The 25968-nt window shown below is 70.4% G+C and carries 26 protein-coding genes; 9 read left to right on the forward strand and 17 right to left on the reverse strand.

What is annotated here, in order from left to right; all coding sequences use genetic code 11:
- Positions 1 to 65: 65 nt before the first annotated feature.
- The 5 genes from BMY97_RS14480 to BMY97_RS14495 all read right to left on the reverse strand — a co-directional run bounded on the left by BMY97_RS14480 (position 66) and on the right by BMY97_RS14495 (position 4502).
- Complete coding sequence (locus BMY97_RS14480) at positions 66 to 1517, reverse strand: hypothetical protein (RefSeq protein ID WP_091617323.1); 1452 nt, start codon at positions 1515 to 1517, stop codon at positions 66 to 68.
- 13 nt (positions 1518 to 1530) lie between these two features.
- Entirely contained in the window at positions 1531 to 2067 is a 537-nt protein-coding gene (locus BMY97_RS14485; RefSeq protein ID WP_143086197.1) for a DUF3558 family protein, read from the reverse strand.
- A 364-nt stretch (positions 2068 to 2431) separates the two neighbouring features.
- Positions 2432 to 2986, reverse strand: a complete 555-nt coding sequence (locus BMY97_RS45945; protein WP_143086198.1) for a DUF3558 family protein — start codon at positions 2984 to 2986, stop codon at positions 2432 to 2434.
- Positions 2983 to 3483: a hypothetical protein gene (locus tag BMY97_RS14490; RefSeq protein ID WP_091617521.1), complete on the reverse strand. Its 501-nt coding sequence runs from the start codon at positions 3481 to 3483 to the stop codon at positions 2983 to 2985. Before BMY97_RS14490 ends, BMY97_RS45945 begins: the two co-directional genes overlap by 4 nt.
- A 233-nt stretch (positions 3484 to 3716) precedes the next feature.
- Positions 3717 to 4502, reverse strand: a complete 786-nt coding sequence (locus BMY97_RS14495; RefSeq protein ID WP_091617325.1) for an ESX secretion-associated protein EspG — start codon at positions 4500 to 4502, stop codon at positions 3717 to 3719.
- A gap of 131 nt (positions 4503 to 4633) precedes the next feature.
- Here BMY97_RS14495 and BMY97_RS14500 point away from each other — a divergent pair, with 131 nt between their 5' ends.
- A complete protein-coding gene (locus BMY97_RS14500; RefSeq protein WP_091617326.1) occupies positions 4634 to 6292 on the forward strand; it encodes an AMP-binding protein in 1659 nt (552 codons plus the stop codon).
- Between the two features lie 57 nt (positions 6293 to 6349).
- On the opposite strand, the gene BMY97_RS14505 is transcribed toward BMY97_RS14500, so the two are convergent.
- The gene (locus tag BMY97_RS14505; protein WP_091617327.1) at positions 6350 to 7324 is read right to left on the reverse strand and encodes a R2-like ligand-binding oxidase; all 975 of its coding nucleotides are present in this window, start codon (positions 7322 to 7324) and stop codon (positions 6350 to 6352) included.
- A complete protein-coding gene (locus BMY97_RS14510) occupies positions 7321 to 7932 on the reverse strand; it encodes a TetR/AcrR family transcriptional regulator (protein ID WP_091617328.1) in 612 nt (203 codons plus the stop codon). The genes BMY97_RS14505 and BMY97_RS14510 overlap by 4 nt, the downstream gene beginning before the upstream one ends.
- Positions 7933 to 8040: 108 nt before the next feature.
- Here BMY97_RS14510 and BMY97_RS14515 point away from each other — a divergent pair, with 108 nt between their 5' ends.
- Complete coding sequence (locus tag BMY97_RS14515; RefSeq protein ID WP_091617329.1) at positions 8041 to 8661, forward strand: HAD family hydrolase; 621 nt, start codon at positions 8041 to 8043, stop codon at positions 8659 to 8661.
- Positions 8662 to 8986: 325 nt separating this feature from the next.
- Here BMY97_RS14515 and BMY97_RS14520 read toward each other — a convergent pair whose 3' ends face one another.
- Positions 8987 to 9229 carry a hypothetical protein gene (locus BMY97_RS14520; RefSeq protein WP_177231341.1) on the reverse strand — a complete coding sequence of 81 codons (243 nt, stop codon included), beginning with the start codon at positions 9227 to 9229 and terminating at the stop codon, positions 8987 to 8989.
- A gap of 131 nt (positions 9230 to 9360) precedes the next feature.
- On the opposite strand from BMY97_RS14520, the gene BMY97_RS14525 reads away from it, so the two are divergent.
- A complete protein-coding gene (locus BMY97_RS14525; RefSeq protein WP_091617330.1) occupies positions 9361 to 9747 on the forward strand; it encodes a cold-shock protein in 387 nt (128 codons plus the stop codon).
- A 60-nt stretch (positions 9748 to 9807) separates the two neighbouring features.
- Here BMY97_RS14525 and BMY97_RS14530 read toward each other — a convergent pair whose 3' ends face one another.
- The 3 genes from BMY97_RS14530 to BMY97_RS14540 all read right to left on the reverse strand — a co-directional run bounded on the left by BMY97_RS14530 (position 9808) and on the right by BMY97_RS14540 (position 13411).
- Positions 9808 to 10284 carry a DUF2771 family protein gene (locus tag BMY97_RS14530; protein WP_177231342.1) on the reverse strand — a complete coding sequence of 159 codons (477 nt, stop codon included), beginning with the start codon at positions 10282 to 10284 and terminating at the stop codon, positions 9808 to 9810.
- A gap of 11 nt (positions 10285 to 10295) precedes the next feature.
- On the reverse strand, positions 10296 to 12167 hold the full coding sequence (locus BMY97_RS14535) for an MFS transporter (protein WP_091617524.1): 1872 nt from the start codon (positions 12165 to 12167) through the stop codon (positions 10296 to 10298).
- 467 nt (positions 12168 to 12634) lie between these two features.
- Entirely contained in the window at positions 12635 to 13411 is a 777-nt protein-coding gene (locus tag BMY97_RS14540) for a glutaminyl-peptide cyclotransferase (protein ID WP_091617331.1), read from the reverse strand.
- A 50-nt stretch (positions 13412 to 13461) separates the two neighbouring features.
- Between BMY97_RS14540 and BMY97_RS14545 the strand changes: the two genes are divergently transcribed.
- Positions 13462 to 14433 carry a DUF3027 domain-containing protein gene (locus BMY97_RS14545; protein WP_091617332.1) on the forward strand — a complete coding sequence of 324 codons (972 nt, stop codon included), beginning with the start codon at positions 13462 to 13464 and terminating at the stop codon, positions 14431 to 14433.
- 37 nt (positions 14434 to 14470) lie between these two features.
- A complete protein-coding gene (locus tag BMY97_RS14550; RefSeq protein WP_091617525.1) occupies positions 14471 to 17236 on the forward strand; it encodes a sacsin N-terminal ATP-binding-like domain-containing protein in 2766 nt (921 codons plus the stop codon).
- On the opposite strand, the gene BMY97_RS14555 is transcribed toward BMY97_RS14550, so the two are convergent.
- Positions 17233 to 18192 (reverse strand): aldo/keto reductase, encoded by a 960-nt coding sequence (locus tag BMY97_RS14555; RefSeq protein WP_091617333.1) that lies wholly within the window; start codon positions 18190 to 18192, stop codon positions 17233 to 17235. The genes BMY97_RS14550 and BMY97_RS14555 overlap by 4 nt on opposite strands.
- Positions 18193 to 18248: 56 nt before the next feature.
- Positions 18249 to 18476 carry a DUF2530 domain-containing protein gene (locus tag BMY97_RS14560; RefSeq protein ID WP_091617334.1) on the reverse strand — a complete coding sequence of 76 codons (228 nt, stop codon included), beginning with the start codon at positions 18474 to 18476 and terminating at the stop codon, positions 18249 to 18251.
- A 125-nt stretch (positions 18477 to 18601) separates the two neighbouring features.
- On the opposite strand from BMY97_RS14560, the gene BMY97_RS14565 reads away from it, so the two are divergent.
- The 3 genes from BMY97_RS14565 to BMY97_RS14575 all read left to right on the forward strand — a co-directional run bounded on the left by BMY97_RS14565 (position 18602) and on the right by BMY97_RS14575 (position 21991).
- Positions 18602 to 20077 (forward strand): NCS2 family permease, encoded by a 1476-nt coding sequence (locus BMY97_RS14565; protein WP_091617335.1) that lies wholly within the window; start codon positions 18602 to 18604, stop codon positions 20075 to 20077.
- Between the two features lie 64 nt (positions 20078 to 20141).
- Positions 20142 to 20573 (forward strand): MarR family winged helix-turn-helix transcriptional regulator, encoded by a 432-nt coding sequence (locus BMY97_RS14570; protein ID WP_091617336.1) that lies wholly within the window; start codon positions 20142 to 20144, stop codon positions 20571 to 20573.
- A gap of 158 nt (positions 20574 to 20731) precedes the next feature.
- Positions 20732 to 21991: an MFS transporter gene (locus BMY97_RS14575; protein ID WP_091617337.1), complete on the forward strand. Its 1260-nt coding sequence runs from the start codon at positions 20732 to 20734 to the stop codon at positions 21989 to 21991.
- A gap of 201 nt (positions 21992 to 22192) precedes the next feature.
- Here BMY97_RS14575 and BMY97_RS14580 read toward each other — a convergent pair whose 3' ends face one another.
- The 4 genes from BMY97_RS14580 to BMY97_RS14595 form a co-directional block, all read right to left on the reverse strand.
- On the reverse strand, positions 22193 to 23002 hold the full coding sequence (locus BMY97_RS14580; protein WP_091617338.1) for an arylamine N-acetyltransferase family protein: 810 nt from the start codon (positions 23000 to 23002) through the stop codon (positions 22193 to 22195).
- Between the two features lie 96 nt (positions 23003 to 23098).
- Positions 23099 to 23722, reverse strand: a complete 624-nt coding sequence (locus BMY97_RS14585) for a superoxide dismutase (RefSeq protein WP_091617339.1) — start codon at positions 23720 to 23722, stop codon at positions 23099 to 23101.
- Positions 23723 to 23920: 198 nt separating this feature from the next.
- The gene (locus BMY97_RS14590) at positions 23921 to 24589 is read right to left on the reverse strand and encodes a biliverdin-producing heme oxygenase (RefSeq protein ID WP_091617340.1); all 669 of its coding nucleotides are present in this window, start codon (positions 24587 to 24589) and stop codon (positions 23921 to 23923) included.
- 72 nt (positions 24590 to 24661) lie between these two features.
- A complete protein-coding gene (locus BMY97_RS14595) occupies positions 24662 to 25279 on the reverse strand; it encodes a TetR/AcrR family transcriptional regulator (protein WP_091617341.1) in 618 nt (205 codons plus the stop codon).
- A 100-nt stretch (positions 25280 to 25379) separates the two neighbouring features.
- Between BMY97_RS14595 and BMY97_RS14600 the strand changes: the two genes are divergently transcribed.
- Positions 25380 to 25961 carry a dihydrofolate reductase family protein gene (locus BMY97_RS14600; protein ID WP_091617342.1) on the forward strand — a complete coding sequence of 194 codons (582 nt, stop codon included), beginning with the start codon at positions 25380 to 25382 and terminating at the stop codon, positions 25959 to 25961.
- The last annotated feature ends 7 nt before the right edge of the window (positions 25962 to 25968 follow it).

Here is a 25968-nt window from a genome sequence, read left to right on the forward strand (position 1 = left end):
AGCGCTGGCTCACCCACCAGCTGTCCCGGCCTCGGAACAGCTGGTGGCCCGTCTCTTCCGCGCTGTCAGCCGCCGATCACCGGTGGGGTGATCTTCTCGCCGTCTGGGCCGCGTTCGGGTCGGACTTCGAAGACCTCGTCGGGGTCGACCTGGGTCGGGATCTTGTTCTTGTGTTCCTTGTCCTCTTCCTTCTTCTTGCCGGCGGCGTTGCCCGCGGCTCCGCCCGCGCCCGCTTTGCCGGCCTTGCCCGCGTTCGCCGCCGCAGTGCCCCCGCGTTCGAGCCGCTCGGCGGCGCCCTTGCCCGCACCGGCGCCCTTGCCGGGCTCTTCGACTTCGCCGGGCTTGTAACCGCCGCCGGACACGCGGCTGCCCGCGAACCCGCCACCGGACCGCCCGGTCCCGATCCCCGGCCGGCTGCGGGTGATGTCCCCGCCTCCGCTGCCGCCGCCCCCGGTCGGACCGCCCATCGCCAACGCGTCGGGGGTGACCCGGCCGAAGCCGCCGCCACCGCCGGGGCCGCGGAACCCGCCGCCACCCCCGGGCGGGCCACCCACGTTGCCTGCCCCGGTACTGGCACCGGACCCAGGCGTGTACGACGACCCAGCTCCGGTACCCACTCCGGGCTGCCCGCCACCCGGCTGCCCGCCCGCCGGGTTGTAACTGCTGCCCCCGGGCGCCCCGACACCGGAGCCGTGCGTGCCGATCCCGCCGCCGGGCTGGGCACTGCTGATGTGCGTGCTGCTGTCCGGCGCCCCCGGCTGCGGGGGCGGCGCGTAGGTCGGCTGGGTGGTCGCGGTCCCGTGATAGGTGCTGTCCAGCCCCTGCATGACCTGCACGGCATGCTGATGCGCGGCGTCCGCCTGCTGCTGCTTGTCCGCGACGTTGTTCATGGTGAGCGCGCTGGCGACGGGATCGCCGTTGTTGAGCTGCGCGGTCGCTTTACTGATCTCGGCTTGCTGGTTGAAGCCAGTCGGCTCGGGCATGTTCTTCTGCGCGTAGTCCGCGGCCGCCGACTGCTGCGAGTACCGGTTCGACACGAGTTGCATCGCGTTGCCGGTCTGCTCGGTGTGGCTGGCGGTGCTCTGGAAGAACGAGTTGGCCTGCGAGGCCGCCCCTCCCTGCCAGGACGCGCCGGCCGTGTTCGCGGCGTCGCGGAAGGCGTTGGAGGCGTCGGCGAGCCAGTTGCCGTAAACGTTGGTGACCCGGCTGCGCTCGTTGATCTCTTGGAGGTTCAGGCCGTCGTGGACCATGTTGTAGAGATCCTCGTGCGGCTTGGCCGCGTAGTTCTCGTCCGGCGCGGGGGCGTCTCCGCGGGTGTTCTGACCCTGGAGCAGCTGGTTGCCCTGAGTGACCGAGTAGGCGGAAGCCTCTTTCTGGGTCTCGCCGGTGATGCCCTTTTCGGCACTGGGCCGATCCTCCGAGCCGAAGCGCGCGGCGTTCTGCTGCAACCGCTGCTGCGTCTGCGCGTAGTAGTCCCCGGCGGACTGCTGATGCTCTGCCCGGTGTGAGTCACTCATGGCGTGGACCCCCTCAGGTGTTCTTCGGAAGCAGCGGTTCGAGTTTTTCGGCCAGGCTTTCGGCCGTTTTGCAGGCCTTGTCGGTGTCTGAGTTGACACTGACCGAAATCAGCGCGCGTGAGTTCGGCTTCACCTCGATGGCGATCGAACACTGGCCCTTGGCGCCGACGGGTTCGCGCTCTTCGACGGCGGCGCGAGGCCCGACTGTGCCCGGGCTGGCTTGACTGGGATTGCTGATGTTGTCCTTGTAGCTTTGCCCGTCCTGCAGCGAGAGCCCGACGTCGAGGCTGTCCTCCGGTCCGGTCGGGGGCTTGGCGGAGTGGCAGCTTCGTTGTGGATCGGCGACAGTTGGAGCGGCCGGCTGCATCCCCTGACCGGCGAGCGCTTCATCGAGGGTCTTGCACGGATTCAGCGCGCCGAGGGGCGCGCCGGGATCGGCCGAGGATGCTGGTGTCAGCGGAGCGGAAGTGATGCTCGACGTCTGAGTCTGACCGCCGACACCGGTGTCGCATGCCGTCGGGAACGCTGCCGATCCCGTAACGGCGGCCATGATTCCGAGACGTCCGATGATCCTTGTCCGCCGATTGGATTGACGGAAGTAACTCGGTTCTCGCCCGTCGGGCCGTTGCTGCTCGAGCAGGCTGGAGGTAGGGCATTCGCTGGCGTCATTGCCTGGAGCTCTAGGTGTCGGCGGACCCAGAGTGACAGAGTGCGAGCCTGACACGATGCCCTCCTGTGCGGCCAATGACCACCCAACGTGGTCTCTTGGCACTGTACTAGTGACGATCGGTGCATGTCAGCGGTTCGCCTGGTCTCACCTATATGTCGAGCGGACGGCCGCGAGGCCCCACGTGGTACGGGTCACGGCCAAACCCTTCGGGGGAAGCTGATCTCGTCGGCCTTGTTGGTGTGGCTCAGCCGTTTGGGAGCAGGGGTCCGACCTTGTCGGCGTACTTCTCCGCGAGGTTGCACGCGTTTGCGGTGTCTGAGCCTGAGCCGACGATCAGCAGGGCTCGTGATGAGGGTTTCACTTCGATATGCACCTCGCACTGGCCATCTGACCCGAGCGGGGTCGGTACCTCTATCGCTGCGCGCTTCTGTACGTGGCCGGTCTTGGCTTGGGCGGGATTGTCGACGTTCTCGTCGTAGCGTTGCCCTGCTTGCAGCGACAAGGCCACGTCGACGGCTGTCGGGTTGCCGGGTATGACATTCTGCGAACGGCAGCTGTGCTGCGCGTCGGCTACTGTCGGGGTTGCGGCAGGAAACCCCTCTCCATTCAAAGTCTGGTCCAGAATGGTGCACGGATTCACGCCGTCGAAAGGATTTGCGGAGGACGAGCTCGGAGTCGTGGACGCCGCCGGGGGAGTACTGACGGGGCTCGCACCACCGTTGACTCCGGTATCGCAGGCTGCGGTCAGGATTCCCGCCATTGCCACAACGGCCAAGGCTGTCGACGTGCGATAATTCACGAGTTCTCGATTTTCCTGTTCATTTCAGCAAATGAGATACTGTGGCTGTCGTCGGCCTGCTTGTAGTTTTTCAAGGCGATGTCCAACGCTTCGCGTGCCTGCTCGATCCCTTTGCGCATAAGGTCGATGTTCGGAAGCATCGATTCGGGATCGCCGTTAGCCACCTTGACGTTGAACTCCGCGACGCTATGGGCATACGTGCTTGACCCCATGGCTGCTTTGGAGGCAAGAATTCGCAGATCATCCGCCATTCGGGTGTAGCCTTGGAGAAAGAAGTCGCAGGCCTTTGCATAAGCCTGGTGGCCCTCTTCGTTGATGGCGAACCCTTGTCCTTCCGCGAGGGCCTTCAGATGGGCACCCTCGGTCTGCACCTGCTTCGCGGCAGCTGAGTCTGTCGGGCCGGCGAGTACGCCTGACAGGAAGTCCGAACCTGCCTCTCCCGGCACGGTCGGCGGCGTCGCACTCGACGGCGGCGGACCGAACTCCGTATCAGCCAAAGTGCCCTCCCACGCGCACACGGCGACCACCGAGTGTGGCCACTTCGCACTGTACTAGTGACGCCCTGGGGGTGTCACCGGTTTGCCGCGGGCGCTCCAGCACAGCTACCTGTGGTCGTCGTGACCGACACGATCGGTGGCAAACTCGGCCGGTGTTGCTGGCGGCGAGAGTCGCAAAGCTGCAGGTCACAGCTCATGCGCGACGGTGAAGTGGATGCCCGTGCAGCAGAGCCTCACCGCCCGCCTTCCTCAATCGTCTCCAGTAGCCAGCGCCGCAGGTGAGACCCGTCAGACGGGGTGAACCGCAGTCGGACATCGCCGTCCGGCAGGGTGTTCATGAAGGTCAGATATCGCCCGCCGTCCGTGTCGACGAAAGTCGTCGTGCCGGCTGGGCGGAGGGTGCCTTGGCCGTGGCGCAGGGAGAGTTCCACGGTGCCGTGGCGGTGCAGGGGCCAGTTCGAGTACGGGGCCAGCGCGTCGCGGTCGCGGCGGCTGGGGCCGGGGGCGTCGGTCGTGAAGTCGCGGTCCGAGTTGTCGGAGTTGTCCGGGAGGTCCGATCGGCGACGGGTGGGGGCCTTGTGCTGCGTGATCGTCACCGGGGCGACCGGCAGGGGGACATACGGCGGGAACATGCTCAGCACCGTCTCCACCAGCCGTTCGGGGCGGAGTTGCAGGAAGCGGATGCCGTCGGGCAGGGCCTCCGAGAAGACGCCGAGGCCGTCGCCCGCGCAGGCGCGGTACAGCACCGTACCGCCGGCCAGCTCGGCGGCGCGGACGATGATCAGGACCTCCGGGCGCGTCCAGGCCCGCAGGGTGGCCGCGACCTCGTGGTCCAGCTTGTCCGCGTCGGCGAGGCCGCGGGCGCGCATGGCGTCCCAGGCGGCGTTCGACAGGCGCTCGTGCTCGTCGAGCGTGTAGCCCGCGCTGCGGATCTCGAAGGGGTGCCACGAAGCGGGCAGCCCCGTGCGCCGCACCGCGACGTCGACCTCGGTCCAGCCCAGGGAGAATTCCTCCGGCACGTCACTGATCCCCTCGTGAACGACGAACCCGGAACCGAGGGTAGCGGAACCGGCGCCCCCGCCCGCTGGTCGTGTGGCCCGCGGCTTCCTAGACTCGGCACGTCGACGAAGACCCGCCACCGGAGGCACCCATGCCCGACGCGCCCGCCCTGCCCAGCTACGCCTCCGGGACCTCCGAAGTCCCGCTCCTCGGCGACACCATCGGCGACAACTTCGACCGCACCGTCGCCGCCTTCGGTGACCGTGACGCGCTCGTGGACCGCGCGGCCGGCCTGCGCTGGACGTACCGCGAGCTGGCCGACGACGTCAACACGCTCGCCCACGGCCTGGTCGCCACCGGCATCGGCAAGGGCGACCGCGTCGGCATCTGGTCGCCGAACCGCGCGGAGTGGACGCTGCTGCAGTACGCGACCGCCAAGGTCGGCGCCGTCCTGGTCAACATCAACCCCGCCTACCGCTCGCACGAGCTGGCGTACGTGCTGAAGCAGGCGGGCGTCCGGATGCTGGTCGCCGCCGAGGCGTTCAAGACCTCCGACTACGCCGGCATGATCGAGCAGGTCCGCCCGGAGTGCCCGGGCCTGGAGCACGTCGTGCTGCTCGGCACGGACTCCTGGACCTCGCTGCTGGACGCCGGCCGCGGCGGCGACCCGGCCGTGCTGGCGAAGCTGCAGGCCGCGCAGTCGGCCGACGACCCGATCAACATCCAGTACACCTCCGGCACCACGGGCTTTCCCAAGGGCGCCACGCTGTCGCACCACAACATCCTCAACAACGGCTACTTCGTCGGCGAACTGGTCGGCTACACCGAGCAGGACAAGGTGTGCATCCCGGTGCCCTTCTACCACTGCTTCGGCATGGTGATGGGCAACCTCGCGTGCACCAGCCACGGCGCGTGCATGGTGATCCCGGCGCCGGCGTTCGAACCGAGGGCGACGCTCGAAGCGGTCGCCGCCGAGCAGTGCACCTCGCTCTACGGCGTGCCCACGATGTTCATCGCCGAGCTGAACGACCCGAGCTTCGCCGAGCACGACCTGTCCTCCCTGCGCACCGGCATCATGGCCGGCTCGCCCTGCCCGGTCGAGGTGATGAAGCAGGTCATCGACCGGATGGGCATGACCGAGGTGTCCATCTGCTACGGCATGACCGAGACGTCCCCGGTGTCCACGCAGACCCGGGTGGACGACTCGGTGGAGCGCCGCGTCTCCACCGTCGGCCGCGTCGGTCCGCACCTGGAGTCCAAAGTGGTCGATCCGGAAACCGGCCTGACGCTGCCCCGCGGCGAGCCCGGCGAACTCTGCACGCGCGGCTACTCGGTGATGCTCGGCTACTGGGAGCAGCCCGACAAGACGGCCGAGGCCATCGACGCCGCGCGCTGGATGCACACCGGCGACCTGGCCGTGATGGACGACGAGGGCTACCTCAACATCACCGGCCGCATCAAGGACATGGTCATCCGCGGCGGCGAAAACGTGTACCCGCGCGAGATCGAGGAGTTCCTCTACACCCACCCGGACGTCCTCGACGCGCAGGTGATCGGCGTCCCGGACGAGAAGTACGGCGAGGAGCTGATGGCCTGGATCCGCGTGCGCGAAGGCGCCGAGGCGCTCACTGCGGAGTCCGTGCGCGAGTTCTGCACCGGCAAGCTCGCGCGCTACAAGATCCCGCGTTACGTGCACATCGTCGACGAGTTCCCGATGACGGTGACGGGCAAGGTGCGCAAGGTCGAGATGCGCGAGCAGTCCGTCACCCTGCTCGGCCTGGAGGCGGCCGCGGCGCAGAAGCACGCCTGACGGCGCGGCCCGGCCCCCGCCCACTGTCCGCTCAGTGGACGGGGCCGTCCCTCCTCGTCAGGAAGCGGTGGCGGCCGCGGCGGCCTCGGCCAGCGCCTTCTCGTCTTCCTCGCCGAAGGTGTCCTCGAGGCGTTCCGGCGAGTAGTCCAGGTCGATCTGCTCGACGGGGGTGCCGCGGGCCGATTCGATGGCGCCCAGCCGGCGCTGCGCGCGGTCGGCGGCGTACGTGATCAGCTCCTGCGGGTCGTTGTCGAACGGCGTCTCGTCGAACTGGTCGGTGACCCACTGGATCATGTTGAGCGCGTGCGGCAGCAGCTCTCCCATGCGCTGCTGGACGGCGTCCCACAGCGAGTCGTCCGCGGCGACGTGGCGGCGGCAGGTGAAGGTGCCCCACGCCATGTGCCGCCGCTCGTCGTCGCCGATGCGGCGGACCAGCTCCTGCATGCCGGGCAGGATCTGGTGCTGCGTGCAGATCAGCTGCCACGAGTAGTAGCCCGTGAGCGCCAGGCTGCCCTCGATCACGTGGTTGTACGTGACACTCGCGCGGATCTGGTTGAGGGGACTGGGATCGTCCTCGAGCGCGCGCAGCGAATTCGGCAGCTCCTCGTAGAAGAGCTTGCGGTAGTGCGGGTTCTCCGCGACGTACGGGTGCAGGTCGGCGTCCAGGCCCACGGCGTCCATCCAGCGCCGGAACACCTCGACGTGCTTGGCCTCCTCGAAGCAGAACTGCGTGAGGTACATCTCGTCGCCGAACCGGCCGGTGGCCGACATCGCCCGCATGAACGGCTGGATGTCCTCGGTGACGGCCTCCTCGCCCGCGATGAACTGCGCCACCAGGTACGTGGTGGACCGGCGCTGCTCCTCGGTGAGGCTCTCCCAGCCTTCGCGCTCCCGGCTGAAGTCGAGGTCGGCCGGGTTCCAGAACTTCTTGTTGCCCTTGACGAACAGGCGCAACGGGAACGAGTCCCAGTTGAGCCCGCCCTCGCGCAGCGAGGAGAACCCCGTGCGGAGCTCGGGCAGTGTCTCGGTCATGACTGGCCCTTTCGTGTCACTCCGTTGTGGACGAATCGGTCGACGGCGGGGGCCAGCACCGCGAGCACGGCGTCGGCGGCCTCCACCGCGGAATGGGTGGGCAGCACCAGGTGGCTCAGCGACAGGCGCACGACCGTCTCCGCCAGCAGCGCGGCGGCTTCGGGCGAGAGCGCGGGCTCGAGTTCGAGGTACTGCTCGGCGGCCAGGTCGGCCGCGGCGGTGAGGATCGGCTCGCCCCGGCTGGTCAGCAGGGGCAACAGGTCTTCCGCCGCGTCGGTGCCGAGCGCGGCGGCGACGAGACGGTTCTCCCGGGCGTGCTCGATGGTGTAGACGACGGCGAAGTGGATGCCGTCCAGCAGGTCGCCGGCGTCGGCGAAGCGCTGCCGGATGCCGTCGAGGAACTCCGACGTCGTGCGCAACGCGACGGCCTGGGTGAGCGCCGCCTTGTTGCCGAACTCGTTGTAGACGGTCTGCCTGCTCACGCCCGCGCGCGCCGCCACGTCGGCCATGCGCAGCGCCGCGTGGCCACGGTCGGGGAGCAGGTCCGCGGCCGCGTCGAGCAAGGCTTCTCGCAAGGAAGCCTTGGTGCGCTCGGTGAAGCTGGTCACATTGTCAGCTTGACATAGAACGTTCTGGTGTCAAGAACCTTTACCGACCACAATCGGATGTACAGCGGTGGTCAAAACCTGTCGGTGGGTCCGGCTACCGTGGCGGGTGTGGGCATCACCGTGGGGTTCGACCTCGACATGACACTGATCGATCCGCGGCCGGGCATGGCCGCGGCGATGAACGCGCTCGGCGCGGAGTCCGGCCTGCCGCTGGACGGCGAGAGCTTCGCCGCCAACCTCGGCCCGCCGCTCGACGACATCCTGCGCGGCTTCGAGGCGCCGGAAGAGCGGATCCCGGGGCTGGTCGACCGGTTCCGCGCGCTGTACCCGGAGATGGTCGTGCCGATCACCGTCGCGCTGCCGGGTGCCGCGGAGGCGCTTCGGGCGGTGCGCGCCGCGGGCGGGCGCACGCTGGTCGTCACGGGCAAGTACGGGCCCAACGCGCAGCTGCACGTCGACGCGCTGGGCTTCGAGGTCGACGACCTCGTGGGCGAGCTGTGGTCCACCCGAAAGGCGGGCGCCCTGCTGGCCCACGGCGCCCAGGCCTACGTCGGCGACCACCTCGGCGACATCCGCGGCGCCCTGGCCGCCGACGCGATCGCGGTGGCGGTGGCGACCGGGCCGTGCACCCGGGAGGAGCTGGCCGCGGAGGGCGCGGCGGTGGTGTTCGAGTCGCTGGAGGAGTTCCCGGACTGGTTCGCGCGGACGTTCGCCGGGAGCGCCGTCTAGCCGGGGCGACGGTGGGGTGCAGGTGCGGGCGTGGACTCGCGGGGGCAGGGCCGCGGCCACGACGCCAGGGGCCGATCGCTGGTGACCAGCCCCTGGCGACGGGCGGGGTCACGGCTGGTTGGTCGCACGGCTGGTTGGTCGCACGGCTGGTTGGTCGCACGGCTGAGCACCGCGCGACACCGCGGTCGACTGGTCAAGTGGCGGAAGTCACCAGGCCGGTGCCGGGTCAGGAACCGGCTGGGTTCCGGGAATCGGCTGGGTTTAGGGGCCGTCTCCAGCCCGGAGCCGGCTTGGTTCCGAAGTCGTGCGGGTGCTCGCGGGGCGGTTAGCCGTGTTTGCCGGCGCGGGCCTCGCGGACCAGGGCGATCAGGCCGAGCAGCAGGCCGAGCGGGGTGAGCACCCCGGCGACCGCGCTCAGCCACACCGGGAGGTTCTCCAGGCCGGCGGCGAACATCACGAACACCGCCAGCACCGCGAGCATGCCGATGGCGAAGAGGCCGATGCCGATCCGCATCAGGATCGGTTTGCCGGTAGCAGCCACGGCGGTCTCCTTCGTAACGCTGTCCATGGCGCTGAGGGTATCCGCCGTATCCGCTTCTCCCCAGCGCATGTGGCGAGATACGCTAGGCGGACGCGCGCCCTGGGTACGCCCGGGGCGCGTTCGTCGTGAGCAGGACAGCAGAAGGACTGGTGAGGGAAGTGCCGACCGGCAAGGTCAAGTGGTACGACGCGGAGAAGGGGTTCGGGTTCGTCACGCAGGACGGCGGGGCCGACGTCTACATCCGCAAGGCCGCGCTGCCGCAGGGCGTCGAGGGACTGAAAGCCGGGCAGCGGCTGGAGTTCGGCGTCGCCGACGGCCGTCGTGGGCCGCAGGCGCTTTCCGTCCGGCTGCTGGACCCGCCGCCGTCGGTGGCTGAGGCGCGCCGCCGTCCCGCCGAGGAGCTGCACGGGCTCATCGAGGACATGATCAAGCTGCTCGAGCTGAAGGTGCAGCCGGACCTGCGGCGCAACCGCTACCCGGATCGCAAGCACACCAAGCAGATCGGCGAGATCATGCGCGCGGTCGCCCGGGACATCGATCCCTAAACCCCCACACAGAACGGAAACGGGCCCGTTTGCTCAGCGAAGGGGCCCGTTTTCCCGCGCTCAGGCGGGGCGCACCTGCAACGACCACAGCGCGGTCGTGATCGGCTCCGCGTCGTTCGGGTCGCCGGTGCGGCTGATGACCGTGGCCTGCGCGATCTCGACCACCACGATCTGGTCGTCCTTGGTCGGGGGCGTCGCTGTGTACGCGTAGCGGTCGCGGGAGGTGATGATGTCCTCCTTCAACGGCTGGGGCTGCCCCTTGCCGTTGACGTACTGCACGGTGATCTTCCACGGCGTCTCGGCGACCTCCTTGGGCACCGAGACCTGGACCGAACGGCCCGGCCGCACCTTCAGCGTGCCCGCGGCGCCGGGGTCGGCCGCGCAGACGCCGGTGGTGATGTCGCAATTGCCGATCGGGCCGACGCGGATCGTGTGCCCGTCAGCGTAGAAGGTCACCTCGGCCGGTCCGGGCGCGGAGCAGCCGGCCACGGCGAGACCACCGGCCGCGAGCACGGCCACCACACGGGAACGTCGCATGGTCGCCAAGATTACCGGCGGGTCCCCGGCACACCCTGCGCGGGGAAGCTGCCGGTCGGCTCGGGGCGCAGCGGCCGGTCGCCGCCGAGGCCCGGGATCAGGGAGCCGCCGCGGCGCACCAGGTAGGTCTGGACCAGCCCGACCGCCAGCACGATGGTGACCACCATGAAGCCGATCCAGTACGTCGGGGGCAGCAGCAGCCCGACCGCGCCGCCGAAGCACCACGCCAGCTGCAGCACGGTTTCCGACCGGCCGAACGCCGACGCGCGGGACTGCTCCGGCAGGTCCTCCTGGATCACGGCGTCGAGGCTGATCTTCGCCAGCGCGCTCGCCGTCGAGCCGACCAGGCCGACGATGGCCGCCGTCGCGAGCCCGGGCAGCAGGGTCGCCACGAGCGTGGTGACCACACAGGCCGCCACGCAGAGCACGACCACCTGGTCCGGCGAGCCGAAGTGCAGGCGCGAGCCCAGCGCGTTGCCGATGAAGCCACCGGCTCCGGCGGCGGCGCCGATGATGCCGAGCAGGAGCAGCTGCATGAACGGGCTGTGGCCGGTGCCCTCGGTCTGCTGCTTGACCGCGAACGCGGCGAACATCATCAGGAAGCCGGTCAGCACGCGCACGGAACCGTTGGCCCACAAGGCAACCACGATGTGCCGGCCCATCGGCTGGCGCTGTTTGCGCGCCTTCGGCTCCGGCCTCGCGGACAGCGACGTGGGCACCTCGCCCTCGGTCACCTCGACCCACGACGGGATCCGCATCGACTGGACCGCCGCGGCCACGCAGATCATCGCCGTGAACCACAGCGCGCCCGAGGCACCCCAGAGGCCGTTGACGCCGCTGGCCAGCGCGCCGAACACACCCGCGGCGACCAGGCCGAACACGGTGATCCGGGCGTTGGTCTTCGACAGGGTGATCTCCGGCGGCACCACCCGCGGGGTGATCGCGGCCTTGAGCACGGTGAACGACTTGGACAGCACCATCATGCCGAGCGCGGCCGGGTAGAGCAGCCAGTCGTCGAAGTGCAGCGCCATCACCACGGCCATCAGGCCCTGGCCGATCGACGCCACGCACATGGCGAGCCGGCGGCCGTGCTGGATCTTGTCCAGGGCCGGCCCGATCACGGGCGCCACGAGCGCGAACGGCGCGATGGTGATCAGCAGGTAGAGCGCCACCTTGCCCTTGCTCTCGCCGCTGGTGGCGGCGAAGAACAGCGTGTTCGCCAGCGCGATGGCCATGGCGGCGTCGCTGGCGTAGTTCAGCATCACCGCGTACATCAGCGACGTCAGGCCGGACTTGTCCGCGCCGTCGGCCTTGGTGGCGCGCTGGAACATGCCGATGGCCTGGCCGCTCAGCTGACGGCTGCGCAGCGCGGCGACCCGCGTGACGGTCAGCTTCTTCGGCAGCCTCGGGATCGAGCCCGCGCCGGGCGCCGCCGTGGTGCGAAGGTCCTCTTCGCGATCGGCGTCCGGGTCGACGCGGGGCTCGCCCGCGTAACCGCCGGTGTCGTAGTGCTCGTACTCGCCGCTGCCGGGACGGTCGTCGTAGTGGCCACGCGGGCGCACGGGCTCGGTGCGGTGATCCTGCGGCGGGAACGGCCGCGCCCCCCGCGGTGGCGGTGGCCGCCGGCCGCCGGGGACGGCGGTGGTCGGCGGCCCGTCCGCGGGGTGGGGCGCGGCGTCGTCGTAGAACCGGCTGCCACGGGGCGGGCTCGGCGGGTACGCGGCGTCCCCGGCGGAGGGCCGGGCGCGCGGAGCGTCCGGTGAGGCGTGCCCAGTGCGCGCCTGCGGGCCGTCGGCGCCGAAGCGATCCGGTCGCGGCGCGTCGGCCGGGAAGTGCGGGGCGCGGGCCCGGGTCGGGTCGGCGGCGAGGGGATCCGGTCGCACTCGGGCCGGGTCCGCGGCGAACGGATCCTGTCGCGCCCGGGTCGGGTCGGCGGGGATGTGGTCCGGCCGTGCGCGCGGCGGGTCTGCGGGGATGTGGTCTGGCCGTGCGCGCGGCGGATCCGCGGGAATGCGTTCCGGTCGTGCTCGGGGGGCGTCGCCGGGGCGGGGGGCGTCCGGTGGGAGGTGCTCGGTGCGCGGGGCGGCGGGGACGTGCTCGGGCCGCGCGCGCGGCGGCTCGACCGGGTACTCGACCCTCGTGGCCTGCAGCTTCGGGGCCGGCTGGTCCGGCGGCGGGGGCTCCCGCCATGAGCGGGCCTGCGCGGCGCCGGGCTCCGGCGTCCACCGGCGCTTGGACTTCCGGCCGCGGCCCTGACCCGGCCGGCCGGAGCGCGTGCCGTCGGGTTCGGAGCGGGAACCGAAGAGTGCCACCTGTCAATCCTGCCTCATCCGGGCGGCGTTCCGCCCGATCACGGGCCTTTTGGCGCGGATTCGGGGACGAACCTCACCCGGAACATCGTCGGCCACAGCTTCCCCGTCACCAGGAATTCGTCGGTGCCGGGGATCGCGGCGATGCCGTTCAGCACGTCCTCGCCCGGCTCGACCGGGGTGCGCAGGCCGCCGGCGTCGATGCTGCCGGTGACGTGGCCGGTCTTCGCGTCGATGCGGAGGATGGTGCCGGTTTTCCACACGTTCGCGTACACCGTGTCGCCGACGCACTCGAGTTCGTTCAGCTGGTCCACGCCGACGTCGACACTGCCGGTGACCGCAAACGTCTGCGGGTCACGGAAAGTGAGCGTCGACGAGCCGTTGCTCATCACCAGGCGGCCGTCGGGCTGGTGGCACAGGCCCCAGCCCTCGCCCTCGAACGGCACCCGGCGCAGCTCGGCGAGGGTCTTCGAATCACGCTCGATGGCGAAGCCGTCCTGCCAGGTCAGCTGCCACAGCTTCGGCCCGAGCACGGTGACGCCCTCGCCGAACAGCGGCGACGGCAGCGCCACGCGGGCGGTCGGCGCCTGCCCGGCCGGGCCCGCGGTCAGCGCCGACTGCCCGTCGAGGCCGCGGCTCTCGTACAGCGTGGTGCCGGAGAATTCGAGCCCTTCGGTGAACGCGGACGTGTCGTGGGGCAGCGTCCCCAGCACTTGGACGGTCAGCCGCTCGGGCTGCGCGGCCGGCGCCGCCTGGGTGCCCGCGCAGCCGCCGACGAGGGCGAGCGCCAGCAGCGGCCAGATGATCGGGTTTCGCACTAGAACAGCCTGGCACGGGCGGCGCGGATGCGTGCGGCACAATTGGGGGCATGACGCTGCTGTTGACCCTGGACGACGGCTCGATCCACCGCAAACTCGCCGACGCCGTCGACGTGGCGCGCGCCGCCGTGCTGGCGGACGCCCCGGCCGACCAGGTCGGCGAGCACGCCGGCGTCGAACGGGAGGACGCCGTCTCGGCGAGTCACCTGTTCGAGGCCTCGGTGCCCGGCTACCTCGGCTGGCACTGGTCGGTGACGGTCGCGCTGGCCGGCCCCGACGAGCCGGTCACGGTCAGCGAGCTCGCGCTCGTCCCCGGCCCGGCGGCGCTGGTGGCGCCGACCTGGGTGCCGTGGGAGCGGCGGGTCCGCGCGGGCGACCTCGGCGTCGGCGACATCTTCCCGGTGGACAAGGACGACGCGCGCCTGGTGCCGGCGTACCTGCAGTCCGACGACCCGGCCGTCGAGGAGGTCGCGCACGAGGCCGGCCTCGGCCGCGTCCACGTGCTTTCGCGCTTCGGCCGGCAGGACGCCGCGACCCGCTGGCACGACGGCGAGTTCGGCCCCCGCTCGGACATGGCCCGCAGCGCCCCCGGGACCTGCGGCGCGTGCGGGTTCTTCGTGCCGCTCGCGGGCTCCCTGCGCGGCTCCTTCGGCGCCTGCACCAACGACATCTCCCCGGCCGACGGCCACATCGTCGACGTCGAGTACGGCTGCGGCGCGCACTCCGAGGTGGAGGTCGAGATCACCTCCTCGATCCCCGTCGCGGAACTCGTGTACGACGACTCGCTCCTGGACTTCGCGCCGGCCCCGGCGGCCGCCGCCGCGGACCCGGTGGAGGCCCCGGCCGAGACGGTCGCGGAGGCCGAGGAAGCGGTGGCGGAGGAGACAGTCGCCGCCGAGACGGTCGAACCGGAAGCCGCCGCGGCCGTCGCCGTGGAGGAAGCCGTCGAGGAGCCGGTTGCCGAGGTCGAACCGGACCAGCACGTCGAGAGTTCCGAAAACGCCGGTGACGAGCGCGGCTGAGCGGGATCCGTTCGGGACTGAGCGGTTGCGCGCGGCGATGCTGCGCGCGTGGCAGGACTCCCCGACACGGCTCACCGAGGACACCAACGCCGAGCGGGACCTGCGGGTCGGCGCCTATCGGGATCGGCTGTTCGTCGAGCTGGCGCAGAACGCGGCCGACGCGGCTTTCGCGGCCAAGACGCCCGGGCGCGTTCGAGTGTCCGTTGTGGACGGTGAGCTGCGGGTGGCGAACACCGGTGCGCCGTTGGACACACGCGGGGTCGAGTCGCTGGCTTCGTTGCGGGCATCGGCGAAAGAGCAGCAGGAGACGGTCGGACGGTTCGGCGTCGGGTTCGCGGCTGTGCTGACCGTGACCGACGAGCCGCGGGTGGTTTCGACCACCGGCGGGGTCGTCTTCTCCGCCGGCCGGACCCGGCAGGAAGCACAGCGGGACGGCGAAGTCCCGGTGCTGCGCCTGCTCTGGCCGACCGACGAGCAGCCGCCCACCGGGTACGACACCGAGGTCCGGCTGCCGCTGCGCGAGCCGGAATCAGGCAAGGCCCTGCTCGACGGCCTCGCCACCGAGATCCCGGACCTGCTGCTGGCACTGCCGTGGCTGGCGGAGGTGGACGTCGACGGCCGGGTCTGGACGCGCAGTGGCGACCAGCTCGTCGAGATCCACGGCCCGGGCGGGGACCGTCGCTGGCTGACGCACGAGGGCTGGGCCATCCCGGTCGACCCGGACGGCGTCCCGCTGCCGCTGGAGGAGGACGTCCTCCACGCCCCGACCCCCACCGACGACGCGCTTTCGCTGCCCGCGCGGCTCATCGCGCCGGTGCCTGTCGAACCGTCAAGGCGACGCGTGCTGCCCGGTGCGGCCCTGACCGCGGCGCTGGAGGCGGCCGCGAAGGACTACGTCGGCCTCGTCCGCGAGATCCCGGCGGAGCACCGCTTCTCACTCGTCCCCGCGGCCGGTTTCCCTCGATCCACAGTGGACGCACAGATGCGCGACCTCGTTTTCGCCGTGCTGGAAGAAGAACCCTGGTTGTCCACTCAGGACGGCGCGGAGATCAGCGGGCGCCGGGCGCGAGTGCTCGACGTGGACGTGCCCGGGCTGCCGCCGCTGCTGGCCGACCTCGTGCCCGGGCTGGTGCCCGCCCCGCCGGGCGCGGCCCGCGTGCTCAAGCCGGTCTCGGCCCAGCCGCTCACCATCGAGGACGTGCTGGACCTGCTGACCGGGATCGGCCGTGAACCCGAGTGGTGGCACCGGCTCTACGCGGCGCTGGCCGTCGCGGTCGACACGCACGACGTCTCGCCGGCGCAGCTCGACGGCCTGCCCGTCCCGCTCTCCGACGGCCGCACGCTGCCCGGCGCCCGGGGCGCACTGCTCGTGGACGGCTCGAACGAGCTGCTCGCCCTGTTGTCCGATGTGGACGTTCCGGGCTTGCGCCTGGTGCACCCCGCGGCCGCGCACCCGTTGCTGGAACGCCTCGGTGCCAAGCACGCCGACGCCCACCAGCTGCTCGAAGCCGACCAGGTGCAGTTCGCCGTGGAGCGCAGTGTCGAGGACGTCCGGTCCGGAATGGACGGGATGAACCTGGCCGGCGCCGTGCTCCGGCTGATCGCCGAGTGCGGTGACCAGGCCCCGGAGTGGGCGGGCGCGCTCGCGCTGCCCGCCGAGGACGGCTGGCGGCGCGCCGACGAACTCGTGCTCCCCGAATCGCCGCTGCTGGACGTCTTCGATCCGGAGGTGTTCGAGGAAGACGGCGCGATGTCCGTCCTCGACGACGAGTTCGCCGAGGACTGGCCGCAGTCCACTTTGGTCGCCACCGGGGTGCTGGACTCGTTCGCCGTGGTCCGCGACGAGGAGCCGCACGAGCCGGACCACGGCCTGCCCGACGAGGAGTCCTGGTGGGACTCGCTGGACCGGCCGCCGCTGACCGTCGCGGCGGTCCGCGACCTCGACCTCGTCGCCGACGACGCGTGGCCCGCCGCGCTCCGGCTGCTGGCCGCCCGGCCCGAGACCTGGCAGGCGCTGCACACCCCCGACGGGCACGCCCGCTGGTGGCTCGCCCGGTACGCGCTGCTGGCCGGTGAGGCACCGGGCTCGTGGCGGCTGCCCGGGGCCGCCGAGCTGACCGGGCTGTACGACGAGGTGCCCGATCTCGGCCTCAGCGAAGACCTCCTGCTCGCCGCCGGGGTCCGGACCGGGCTGGGTCTGTCCACTGTGGAGGACGCGGCCGATCTGCTCGACCGGCTCGGTGACGCCGGCCGCACGCTTTCGCCGGGGCTCGCCGCGAGGGCGCACCGCGCACTCGTGGAGTCCGATGTGGACGTCGAGGAGCTGGGCGCGCCCGCCCGGGTCCGCGTCGCCGACGGGTCCGTGGCCGAGGCCGAGCACGCCGTGGTCCTCGACGTGCCCTGGCCGGCCGCGGCGCTGGACGCCGCCCGGATCGTCGCCGCGACGGAGGATCCCGAGCGGCTCGCCGAGCTGCTCGACCTGCCGCTGGCCTCCAGCCTGACGGCCGAGGTCACCAGCACCGGCGAGTACGTCCCGTGGGCCGGCCTGCCCGCGCTGCGGCTGGTCGCCGACCAGCTCGGCCTGGTGCTGCCGGACGGCGGCCCGCTGCTGCACGACTCGCTGACCGTCACGCTGGACGGTGCGGAGCACGACGTTCCCTGGTGGACGGACGGGCGGCTGCACGCGGCCGACACCTCGGAGGGTTTGGCGCGGGCGTTCGCCTGGGCCGCCGGGCACTGGGCGGAGCGCTACCGCATCACCGCCCTGCTCGACGACCCATCGCCGCGCACGCTGCTGAACTAGACCGCCGAGGCCGTGTTCAGGGCTGCCAGCTCGGCGTCTGAGAGCTGCACCTCGTCCATCGCGAACAGCGCCGGCAGCTGCTCGACGGTGCGGGCGGACGCGATCGGCGAGGTGACCGTCGGCTGCCGCGCGAGCCAGGCCATGGCCACCGTGGCCATCTCCACGCCGTGCGCCGTCGCGACGTTTTCCAAGGCCTCGAGCACCTTCACGCCGCGCTCGGTGTCGGCGTAGCCGCCGGCCATGCCCGGGATCGCCCGCACGTTCTCGACCGTCTTGCCGGGACGGTACTTGCCGGTGAGGAACCCGGAGGCGAGCGCGAAGTACGGGACGCAGGCCAGCCCTTCACGCTGCACGATGTCCCGCTTCGGGCCTTCGTAGGTGTCACGCGAGACGAGGTTGTACTGCGGCTGCAGCGCCACGTATCGGGCCAGGCCCTCGCGGTCGGAGAAGGCCAGCGATTCGGCGAGCCGTTCGGGGCTGATGTTGGACGCCGCGATGGCGCGCACCTTGCCGGCCTGCACGAGCTCGTCGAGCGCGGTGATGATGTCGCCGACCGGGATGGACTCGTCCCGGTCGAAGTGGGTGTAGTAGAGGTCGATGTGGTCGGTGCGCAGACGCCGCAGGGACTCCTCGGCGGCGGCCTTGATGGTGGCGGGCTCCAGGCCCAGGTACTCCGGGTGGTCGCCGACCTTGGTCGCCACGACCACGCTGTCGCGGTCACGGCGGGCGAGCCAGTCGCCGATGATGGTCTCGGACTGGCCCGGCTGGTTGCCCTGCTCGAGGAAGTAGTTCATGTACGAGTCGGACGTGTCGACGAAGTTGCCGCCCGACTCCGTGTAGGCGTCCAGCACCGCGGCCGACTGTTTCTCGTCGGCGGTCCAGCCGAAGACGTTGCCGCCGAGGCAGAAGGACGAAACACGGAGTGAGGACGAGCCGAGGGCGCGAAGATCAGTCATACCGCGATGATACGAAGATCAGCCTGCGCCGGGCACGGGGAACTTCCGCCGGGCCGTCAGACCCGCTGGGCCGACTTCGAACCCCGCTTGGCGGCCGCGCGCTGCCAGAAGATGATGCCGAAGCCGATGAAGCCGAGCACGATCCCCGAGAACGCGGTCCACACCCACACGCCCTGGGCCACGAAGAACAGGACCACCAGCGCGACGACCCAGGTCGAGGTGCCTACGATCACGACCGGCGTCAGGTCGGTCAGCCGCTTCGGCAGGTCCGGCGTGTGCCGCAACGAGCCCGTAACCTCCGGGGAATTGATCGGTTCATCCACATGGTGAAGGGTACCCCCGGGGCCACGCCCGGGAAGCCTCTCCCGCGGTGGCGGGCCGGGCACACAGCACAGAGATAGGCAGGCGGATGTCGGAGCAGTCGCAGCGGCCGGAAGAGCGCGGCGTGTCCACTCTGGACCGGTTCTTCAAGATCAGCGAACGGGGCTCGAGCGCGGGCCGGGAGATCCGCGGCGGCGTCGTCACGTTCGTGACCATGGCCTACATCGTGGTGCTGAACCCGTTGATCATCGGCAGTTTCTCGGCCGGCACCCCGTCCGCGCACAAGGACGTGCTCGGCAACATCCTGCCGGTGCCGCAGGTCGCGGCCGTCACGGCGCTGGTCGCGGGCGTGCTGACGATCCTGATGGGCCTGGTCGCGAACTACCCGTTCGCCATCGCCACCGGCCTGGGCATCAACAGCCTGCTCGCCGTCACCATCGCGCCGCAGATGACCTGGCCCGAGGCCATGGGGCTGGTGGTGATCGAGGGCGTGATCATCGTGCTGCTCGTGCTCACCGGCTTCCGGACGGCGGTGTTCCGCGCGGTGCCGCCGGCGCTGAAGTCGGCGATCGCGGTGGGCATCGGCCTGTTCATCTGCCTGATCGGCCTGGTCGACGCCGGGTTCGTGCGCCGGCTGCCGGACGACGCGCACACCACGGTCCCGGTCGGCCTCGGCATCAACGGCTCCATCGCGTCCTGGCCGACGGCCGTGTTCGTGGTCGGCCTGCTGCTCACCGCCATCCTCGTGGCCAAGAAGGTCAAGGGCGCGATCCTGATCGGCGTCCTCACCTCGACGGTGCTGGCGATCGTCGTCGAAGCGATCGTGAAGGCCGGGCCGTCGAACGGCACCGACCCGAAGGGCTGGAACCTCGGCTACCCGGCGCTGCCGGACCAGGTGGTCGGCCTGCCGAACCTGTCGCTGGTCGGCGACGTCTCGTTCGGCGCCTGGAGCCGGCTGCCGATCATCACCGTGGTGCTGCTCGTGTTCACGCTGGTGCTCGCCGACTTCTTCGACGCCATGGGCACGATGACCGGGCTGGGCAAGGAAGCCGGCCTGATCGGCAAGGACGGCCAGCTGCCGAACGTCGGCAAGGCGCTGTTCGTCGAGGGCCTCGCGGGCGCGGCCGGCGGCTTCGGCTCGGCCAGCTCGAACACGGTGTTCGTGGAGTCCGCGTCCGGCATCGCGGAGGGCGCGCGCACGGGACTGGCGAACGTCGTCACGGGGGTACTGTTCCTCGCCGCGATGTTCCTGACGCCGCTCTACCAGGTGGTGCCGGTGGAGGCCGCCGCGCCGGCGCTGGTGGTCGTGGGCGCGCTGATGATGACGCAGGTCAAGGAAATCGACTTCACCGACTTCTCGATCGCGCTGCCGGCGTTCCTGACGATCGTGGTCATGCCGTTCACCTACTCGATCGCCAACGGCATCGGCGCCGGTTTCGTGAGCTACGTGGTGATCCGCGCGGCGACGGGCAAGGCCCGCCAGGTCCACCCGCTGATGTGGATCATCGCGGTGGCCTTCGTCGCCTACTTCGCCGTCGGGCCGATCCAGGCGGTGTTGAGCTGACCGTGATCACGCGGGGTGGCGGGGTTCACCCCGGGGTGACAGTTTCGTAAGGTATGCTAACTATATGTCCGGCGACATGCACGAGCGCTCCCTCGCGAGCCGCCTGCGTCTCGCGGTGGTCCGGCTCAACCGCCGGCTCCGGGCACAGCGGGTGGGCGACGACGTCACGTTGACGCAGGTCGCCGCGCTGTCCACCTTGCACAAGTGCGGTGCGCTGACCCCGGGCCAGCTCGCCGCGAAGGAAGGCGTCCAGCCGCCCTCGATGACGAGGGTGATCGCCGCGCTCGAGGAGATGGGGTTCGTCGAGCGGCGCCCGCACCCGACCGATGGCAGGCAGGCCATCGTCGAGCTGTCCGAGGACGGGCTCGCGTACGTGCGCAAAGCCATCTCGGTGCGGGAGGCGTGGCTGGACCGGCAATTGGCCGAACTCGGCGAGGAAGAGCTGGAAGTGCTCTCCCGCGCCGCTGAGATCATCGACAGGATGGCGGGGAACTAACACCGGTGACCACCACGGGTAGCGAAACAGACAGTACGGCCGATACCACTGCTACCCGGGAAACGGCACCGGCGCCGTCGAGCCCGCCGACATCCGCTCCACCCGGCGACACCGGGACGCCCGCAGGGTCGTCGAAACCCTCGGCGGGCAAGCGCGGCATGTTCTCGTCGCTGGGAGTGCGCAACTACCGGCTGTTCTTCAGCGGCCAGGTGATCTCCAACATCGGCACCTGGATGCAACGCATCGCGCAGGACTGGCTGGTGTTCACCCTCAGCGGCAACAACCCGCTCGCGCTCGGCATCGCGGTCGCGCTGCAGTTCACCCCGACGCTGCTGCTCTCGCTGTGGGCCGGCGTGCTCGCCGACCGCGTCGACAAGCGGCGGATGCTGATCGTCATCCAGGTCGTGAACACCGTGCTGGCCGGGTCGCTCGGCCTGCTGGACCTGACCGGCGTGGTCGCGCTCTGGCACGTCTACCTGCTGTGCGTGCTGCTCGGCGTGACCTCCGCGCTCGAGGTGCCGACCCGCCAGTCGTTCGTCGCCGAGATGGTGGGCCGCGACCAGGTGACCAACGCCGTCGCGCTGAACTCCTCGATCTTCAACATGGCGCGCATCGTGGGCCCGGCGATCGCCGGCTTCGCGATCACCTGGGTGGGCACCGGCTGGCTGTTCGTCGCGAACGCGGTGAGCACCGTCGCGGTGGTCGTCGGGCTGGCCATGATGAACCCGGCCAAGCTGTTCCGCGGCCCGGCGATCCCGCGGGCCAAGGGCCAGCTGGTGGAGGGCCTGCGCTACGTGCGCCGTCGCTCCGACCTGGTGACGGTGATGGTGCTGATGTTCTTCGTCAGCACGTTCGGCATCACCTACTTCACGTCGTTGCCGATCGTGGCGGCGAACGTCTTCCACACCCAGGCCGATGGCTACGGGCTGCTGTCCACGCTCGTCGCGGTGGGGACCTTCACGGGCGCGCTGGCGTCCGCGCGGCGCGGGATCAAGAGCCGGCCGCGGGTGCGGCTGATGCTGGTCTCCGGCGCGCTGCTGGGCCTGTTCGAGCTGATCACGGCGTTCATGCCGACGTACCTGGCGTTCGGGCTGGGCCTGATCCCGCTCGGCTTCGCCACGATCACCTTCCTGAACACCGCGAACGCACTGGTGCAGACGTCGGTCTCGCCGGAGATGCGCGGCCGCGTGATGGGCATCTACGTCCTGGTCCTGATCGGCGGCAACCCCATCGGCGGCCCCATGACGGGCTGGATGGCCGACGCCTTCGGCGGCCGCTCGCCGTTCTACATCGGCGGCGCGGTTTCTCTGGTGGCCGCGGTGGTGTGCGCGTTGGTACTCATCCGGCGCGGGGGCGTGAGTCTGCCGGTCCGGCGGTTCGGCAACGGGCTGCGGGTGCTGAAACGCGAACGCGTCTGAGAGCTGCTCGAACGAGTGAGACCCGCGTCTCCGGCAGCACGGGCTTGCGGAGCCTGCTGAGGTTAGGCTAACCTCATATACGTCCGCTTCGTGGTGGGAGCGGCAGTCAGTTCGGGAACGGACGGAGCCTCACACCCGGGAACCCCGGGGGCGGGGCTCCGTTCATTTACGGCAACGGAAACCAGCTCCCCCAAGGGCTCCTCAAGTCCGGTTCATGGTCGGGTCCGGGGTGGGCGTCGTCAAGGGGTGCTCACCCGGTCGCAGCGGCAGCCGCGGGAGGGGCAGGCCGAAGTACACGCGGTAGGCCATCCGCACGGCGGACTCCGAGGGCAGCAGGACCTCGTGGCGACCGCCGTCCACCGTTTCGATCAGGCGGTCGCCCGAGAGGGTCACGCGGCCCTGGGAGGTGGGGCGCGAGCAGGTCAGGTTCTGGGTGAAGTGCGAGGTCGGCGAGGTCGAGTGCCACCACGCCATCGGGACGAAGTCGGGCAGCGTCCGGGGGCGGCGTTCCAGGCGGTAGACCGGTTCGCCGTCGCGCAGGACGTCGATGTCGCCGTGTGGGGCGTCGAGCATCAGGAACTCGCCTTCCGCGTCCGATTGCGGCGCGACGGCCGTGAGGGCCAGCGGGGCCTGGCTGAAGCTGCCGAAGCCGACGTCCACCAGCCACGGCTCGTCCAGTTCCACGATGATCGCGGCGTGGTCCAGTGGGGCGCCGGGAGTGCCGTCGGCGTGGAAGACCTGGGAGCCGTGCAAGGTGGCGGCGAAGCCGAGTTCGCGCAGCAGGGCGGCGAAGAGGCCGTTCAGCTCGTAGCAGAAGCCGCCGCGGCGACGACGCACGATCTTGTCGAACAGCGCGTCTTCGGTGAGCTCGATCGGCTCACCGAGGTGCACGCTCAGGTTCTCGAACGGCACCCGCTCGAGGTGGCGCGCTTGCAGTACCCGCAGGGCGGCCAGATCCGCGGCCACCGGCAGGGCGAGATCGAGGCGGGCAAGGTAGGCGTCGACGTCCATGCGCTTACTCTCACACCTCCAGTGCACTCCAGGTCAAGCGAAAACCGGGGCCCTCCCACTGAAGGGAGGACCCCGGTTCGCTTCGGTTGTGAGAACTCAGCCGAGCAGCAGGCCGTTGCCGCCGGCGACGGCGTTGTCGAAGCGCTTGCTGATCTCGGCCCAGTTGAAGATGTTCCACAGGGCCTTGACGTAGTCCGGCTTCACGTTCTTGTAGTCCAGGTAGAACGCGTGCTCCCACACGTCGACCAGCAGGATCGGCGTGGTCGGCAGGATCAGGTTGTTGTGGTGGTCGCGCAGCTGCTGGGTGATCAGCGTCTTGCCGATCGGGTCCCAGGACAGCGCGCCCCAGCCGTTGCCCTGGATCGTGGTCGAGACCGCGGTGAACTGGGCCTTGAACTTGTCGAAGGACCCGAACGCCTCGTCGATCGCGGCGGCCAGCTCGCCGGTCGGCTTGTCGCCGCCTTCGGGCGAGAGGATCTTCCACCACACGACGTGGTTGGCGTGGCCGGCCAGGTTGAAGGCCAGCGTGGTCTCCAGCCCGACGATGTTGCCGAAGTCGCCGGCTTCACGGGCTTCGGCGATCTTGTCCAGCGTGTCGTTCGCGCCCTTGACGTAGGTCGCGTGGTGCTTGCTGTGGTGCAGCTCGTTGATCTCGCCCGAGATGTGCGGCGCGAGCGCGCTGTAGTCGTAGTCGAGATCGGGCAGCTCGTACCGGGCCATTGGCCCTCCTTCTGTCTTCGACACAAGTTTCTGATACCGAACCTAGTAGCACACCCACCTCCCCGGCGAGCGGGGGCGGCGTCGTCACCACAGGGTGGGACCACTCGTTCGTCAGGGGCCTACCCGGGGGCCTCCCCTGCGAAACCAAGCCTTGTACCTCGACCAAACTGGAGGTCAACCGGCTGTGACCGGACTCATTCAGGCGACCCGGTAACGGTCGAGGTCCCGCGCCAGCTCGTCGAAAACGGCGACGTTGCACTCGAACGCCACCGCCGTCTCGTTGATCACCCGCGCGCGCTCGGCTTCGCCCCACGGGGCGGTGTCGAGCTTCGCGCGGTAGCGGTCGCGGAACGCGGGCGCGCTGCCGATCGCGTCGAAGTGGTAGAACGTCGTCCCCGCTTGGTCGAGGCCGAACTTCTGCTCCAGCAGACGGCGGATGACCTGGCCGCCGGCGATGTCGCCGAGGTAGCGCGTGTAGTGGTGCGCGACGTAGCCGCCGGCCCACGAAGCCGCTTCGCCGATGCGCGCCGCGTACGCCTCCGTGCTCGCGAGCGGCCGGATCTCGGTCCGCCAGCCCGGGCCGACGAGGTGGGCGAGGTCGGCCTCCAGCGCGGGCAGCCGGCGCAGCTCGTCGAACACGAACCCGCCGCCGACGGTGTCACCGGCCATCTGGTCGCTGACGCGCTCGATCGCCTGGTAGATGAAGTAGTACTGGATCGCCAGCCGGGTGTAGCCGGCCAAGGACAGCTCGCCGCCCAGCAGCGCGTTCATGTACTCGGAGTGGTTGGCCCGGTCGTGCAGCACCCTGGTCGAGGCGCGCAGCGTCGCGGAGAACGGGCGGGTGTCGAGGTCCGTGGTCACCGGCATGAGGACGCCTCCAGCGATCGATCTGACAGCCTGTCAGAAAGATCGTAGGGCACGATGACGACTTAGGCTACCCTAAATCGGACGTGGATCCGGGACTTCACCCGTCCCCAGCGCCCGCAGGACGAAGCCGACGGCGGCCTCGATCGCGGCGTCGAGCCGATCGGCAGGCACGTCGATCACCTGACGGCTGCCCAGCGCGGCGGTCACCATCGGGACGACGACGTCCACGTCCTGGGCCGGCCAGCACCCGGCGTCGACGCCCGCGAGCAGCACCGCGCGCAGCTGCCCGGTGATCGGGTCGGCGTGCGCGCTGATGCGCCGGTACGCCGAGGGCGCGAGCGCCGACTCCAGCGCCCCGCCCGGCGGCAGGTGGTACTCGGCGAGCACACGCAGCTGCAGCCGGACGAACGTGGCGAGCTGCCGGACCGGATCGGCCTCCGCCTCGACGGCTTCGCGCAGCCGCGTGACGTAGCGCGCGGCCTCGTCCTCCACGAAGGCGACTAGCAGGCTTTCCTTGTCCGGGAAGTGGTTGTACAGCGCGGTGCGGCCGAGCCCGGCTTCCGCCGCGATGCCGGACAGGGTGATCGCGTCGAACCCGCGCTCGTAGAGCTGCGCGCGCAGCACGTCGAACACCCGGGCACGGACCTCGCGCCGGTGCGCTTCGATCGAGCCGCCGAGCACCTTCGGCATCCGTCTCACCCCCCGCCGGTCGCTGTCACCTTGATTTCTTACCAGAGCGACCGCCCACGAGACGCTAATTTGGGAGCTCCCCGAAGCAGAGGAGAGCCCCGTGGGCAAGGTGGTCATGTACAGCTCGGTGTCGGTGGACGGCTTCGTCGCGGACGGGAACGACCAGCCCGGGCCGCTGTTCGACTGGTTGTCCAACGGCGACGTCCCGTTGGACGAGAGCGGTGTGGTGAGGGTGTCGCAGACCTCCCACGACTACACCCGGTCGTACTGGGACCAGATCGGGGTGACCCTCGTCGGCCGCCACGTCTTCGACATCACGGACGGCTGGGACGGGAAGCCGCCGGGCGGGATCGACCACGTGGTCGTCGTGACGCACCGGCCGGCGCCCGAGGGCTGGGACCCGGAGGCGCCGTTTCACTTCGTCGCCGGCGTCGCGGCAGCCGTGGCCAAGGCACAGGAGCTGGCCGGTGACCGCATCGTCGAGGTCGCCGCCGGCGACGTCGGCGGCCAGGTGCTGGCCGCGGGCCTGGTCGACGAGGTGCGCATGGACGTCGTGCCCGTCGTGTTCGGGTCCGGCAAGCGCTACTTCGGATCGGTCGACGCGCAGCACCTGCTGGCGGATCCCGACGTGGTGATTCAAGGCGACCGGGTGCTTCACCTGCACTATCGGGTGCGCCGTTGACCGATCC

The organism is Amycolatopsis saalfeldensis, from assembly GCF_900110575.1.
In the GTDB taxonomy this organism is placed as follows: domain Bacteria; phylum Actinomycetota; class Actinomycetes; order Mycobacteriales; family Pseudonocardiaceae; genus Amycolatopsis; species Amycolatopsis saalfeldensis.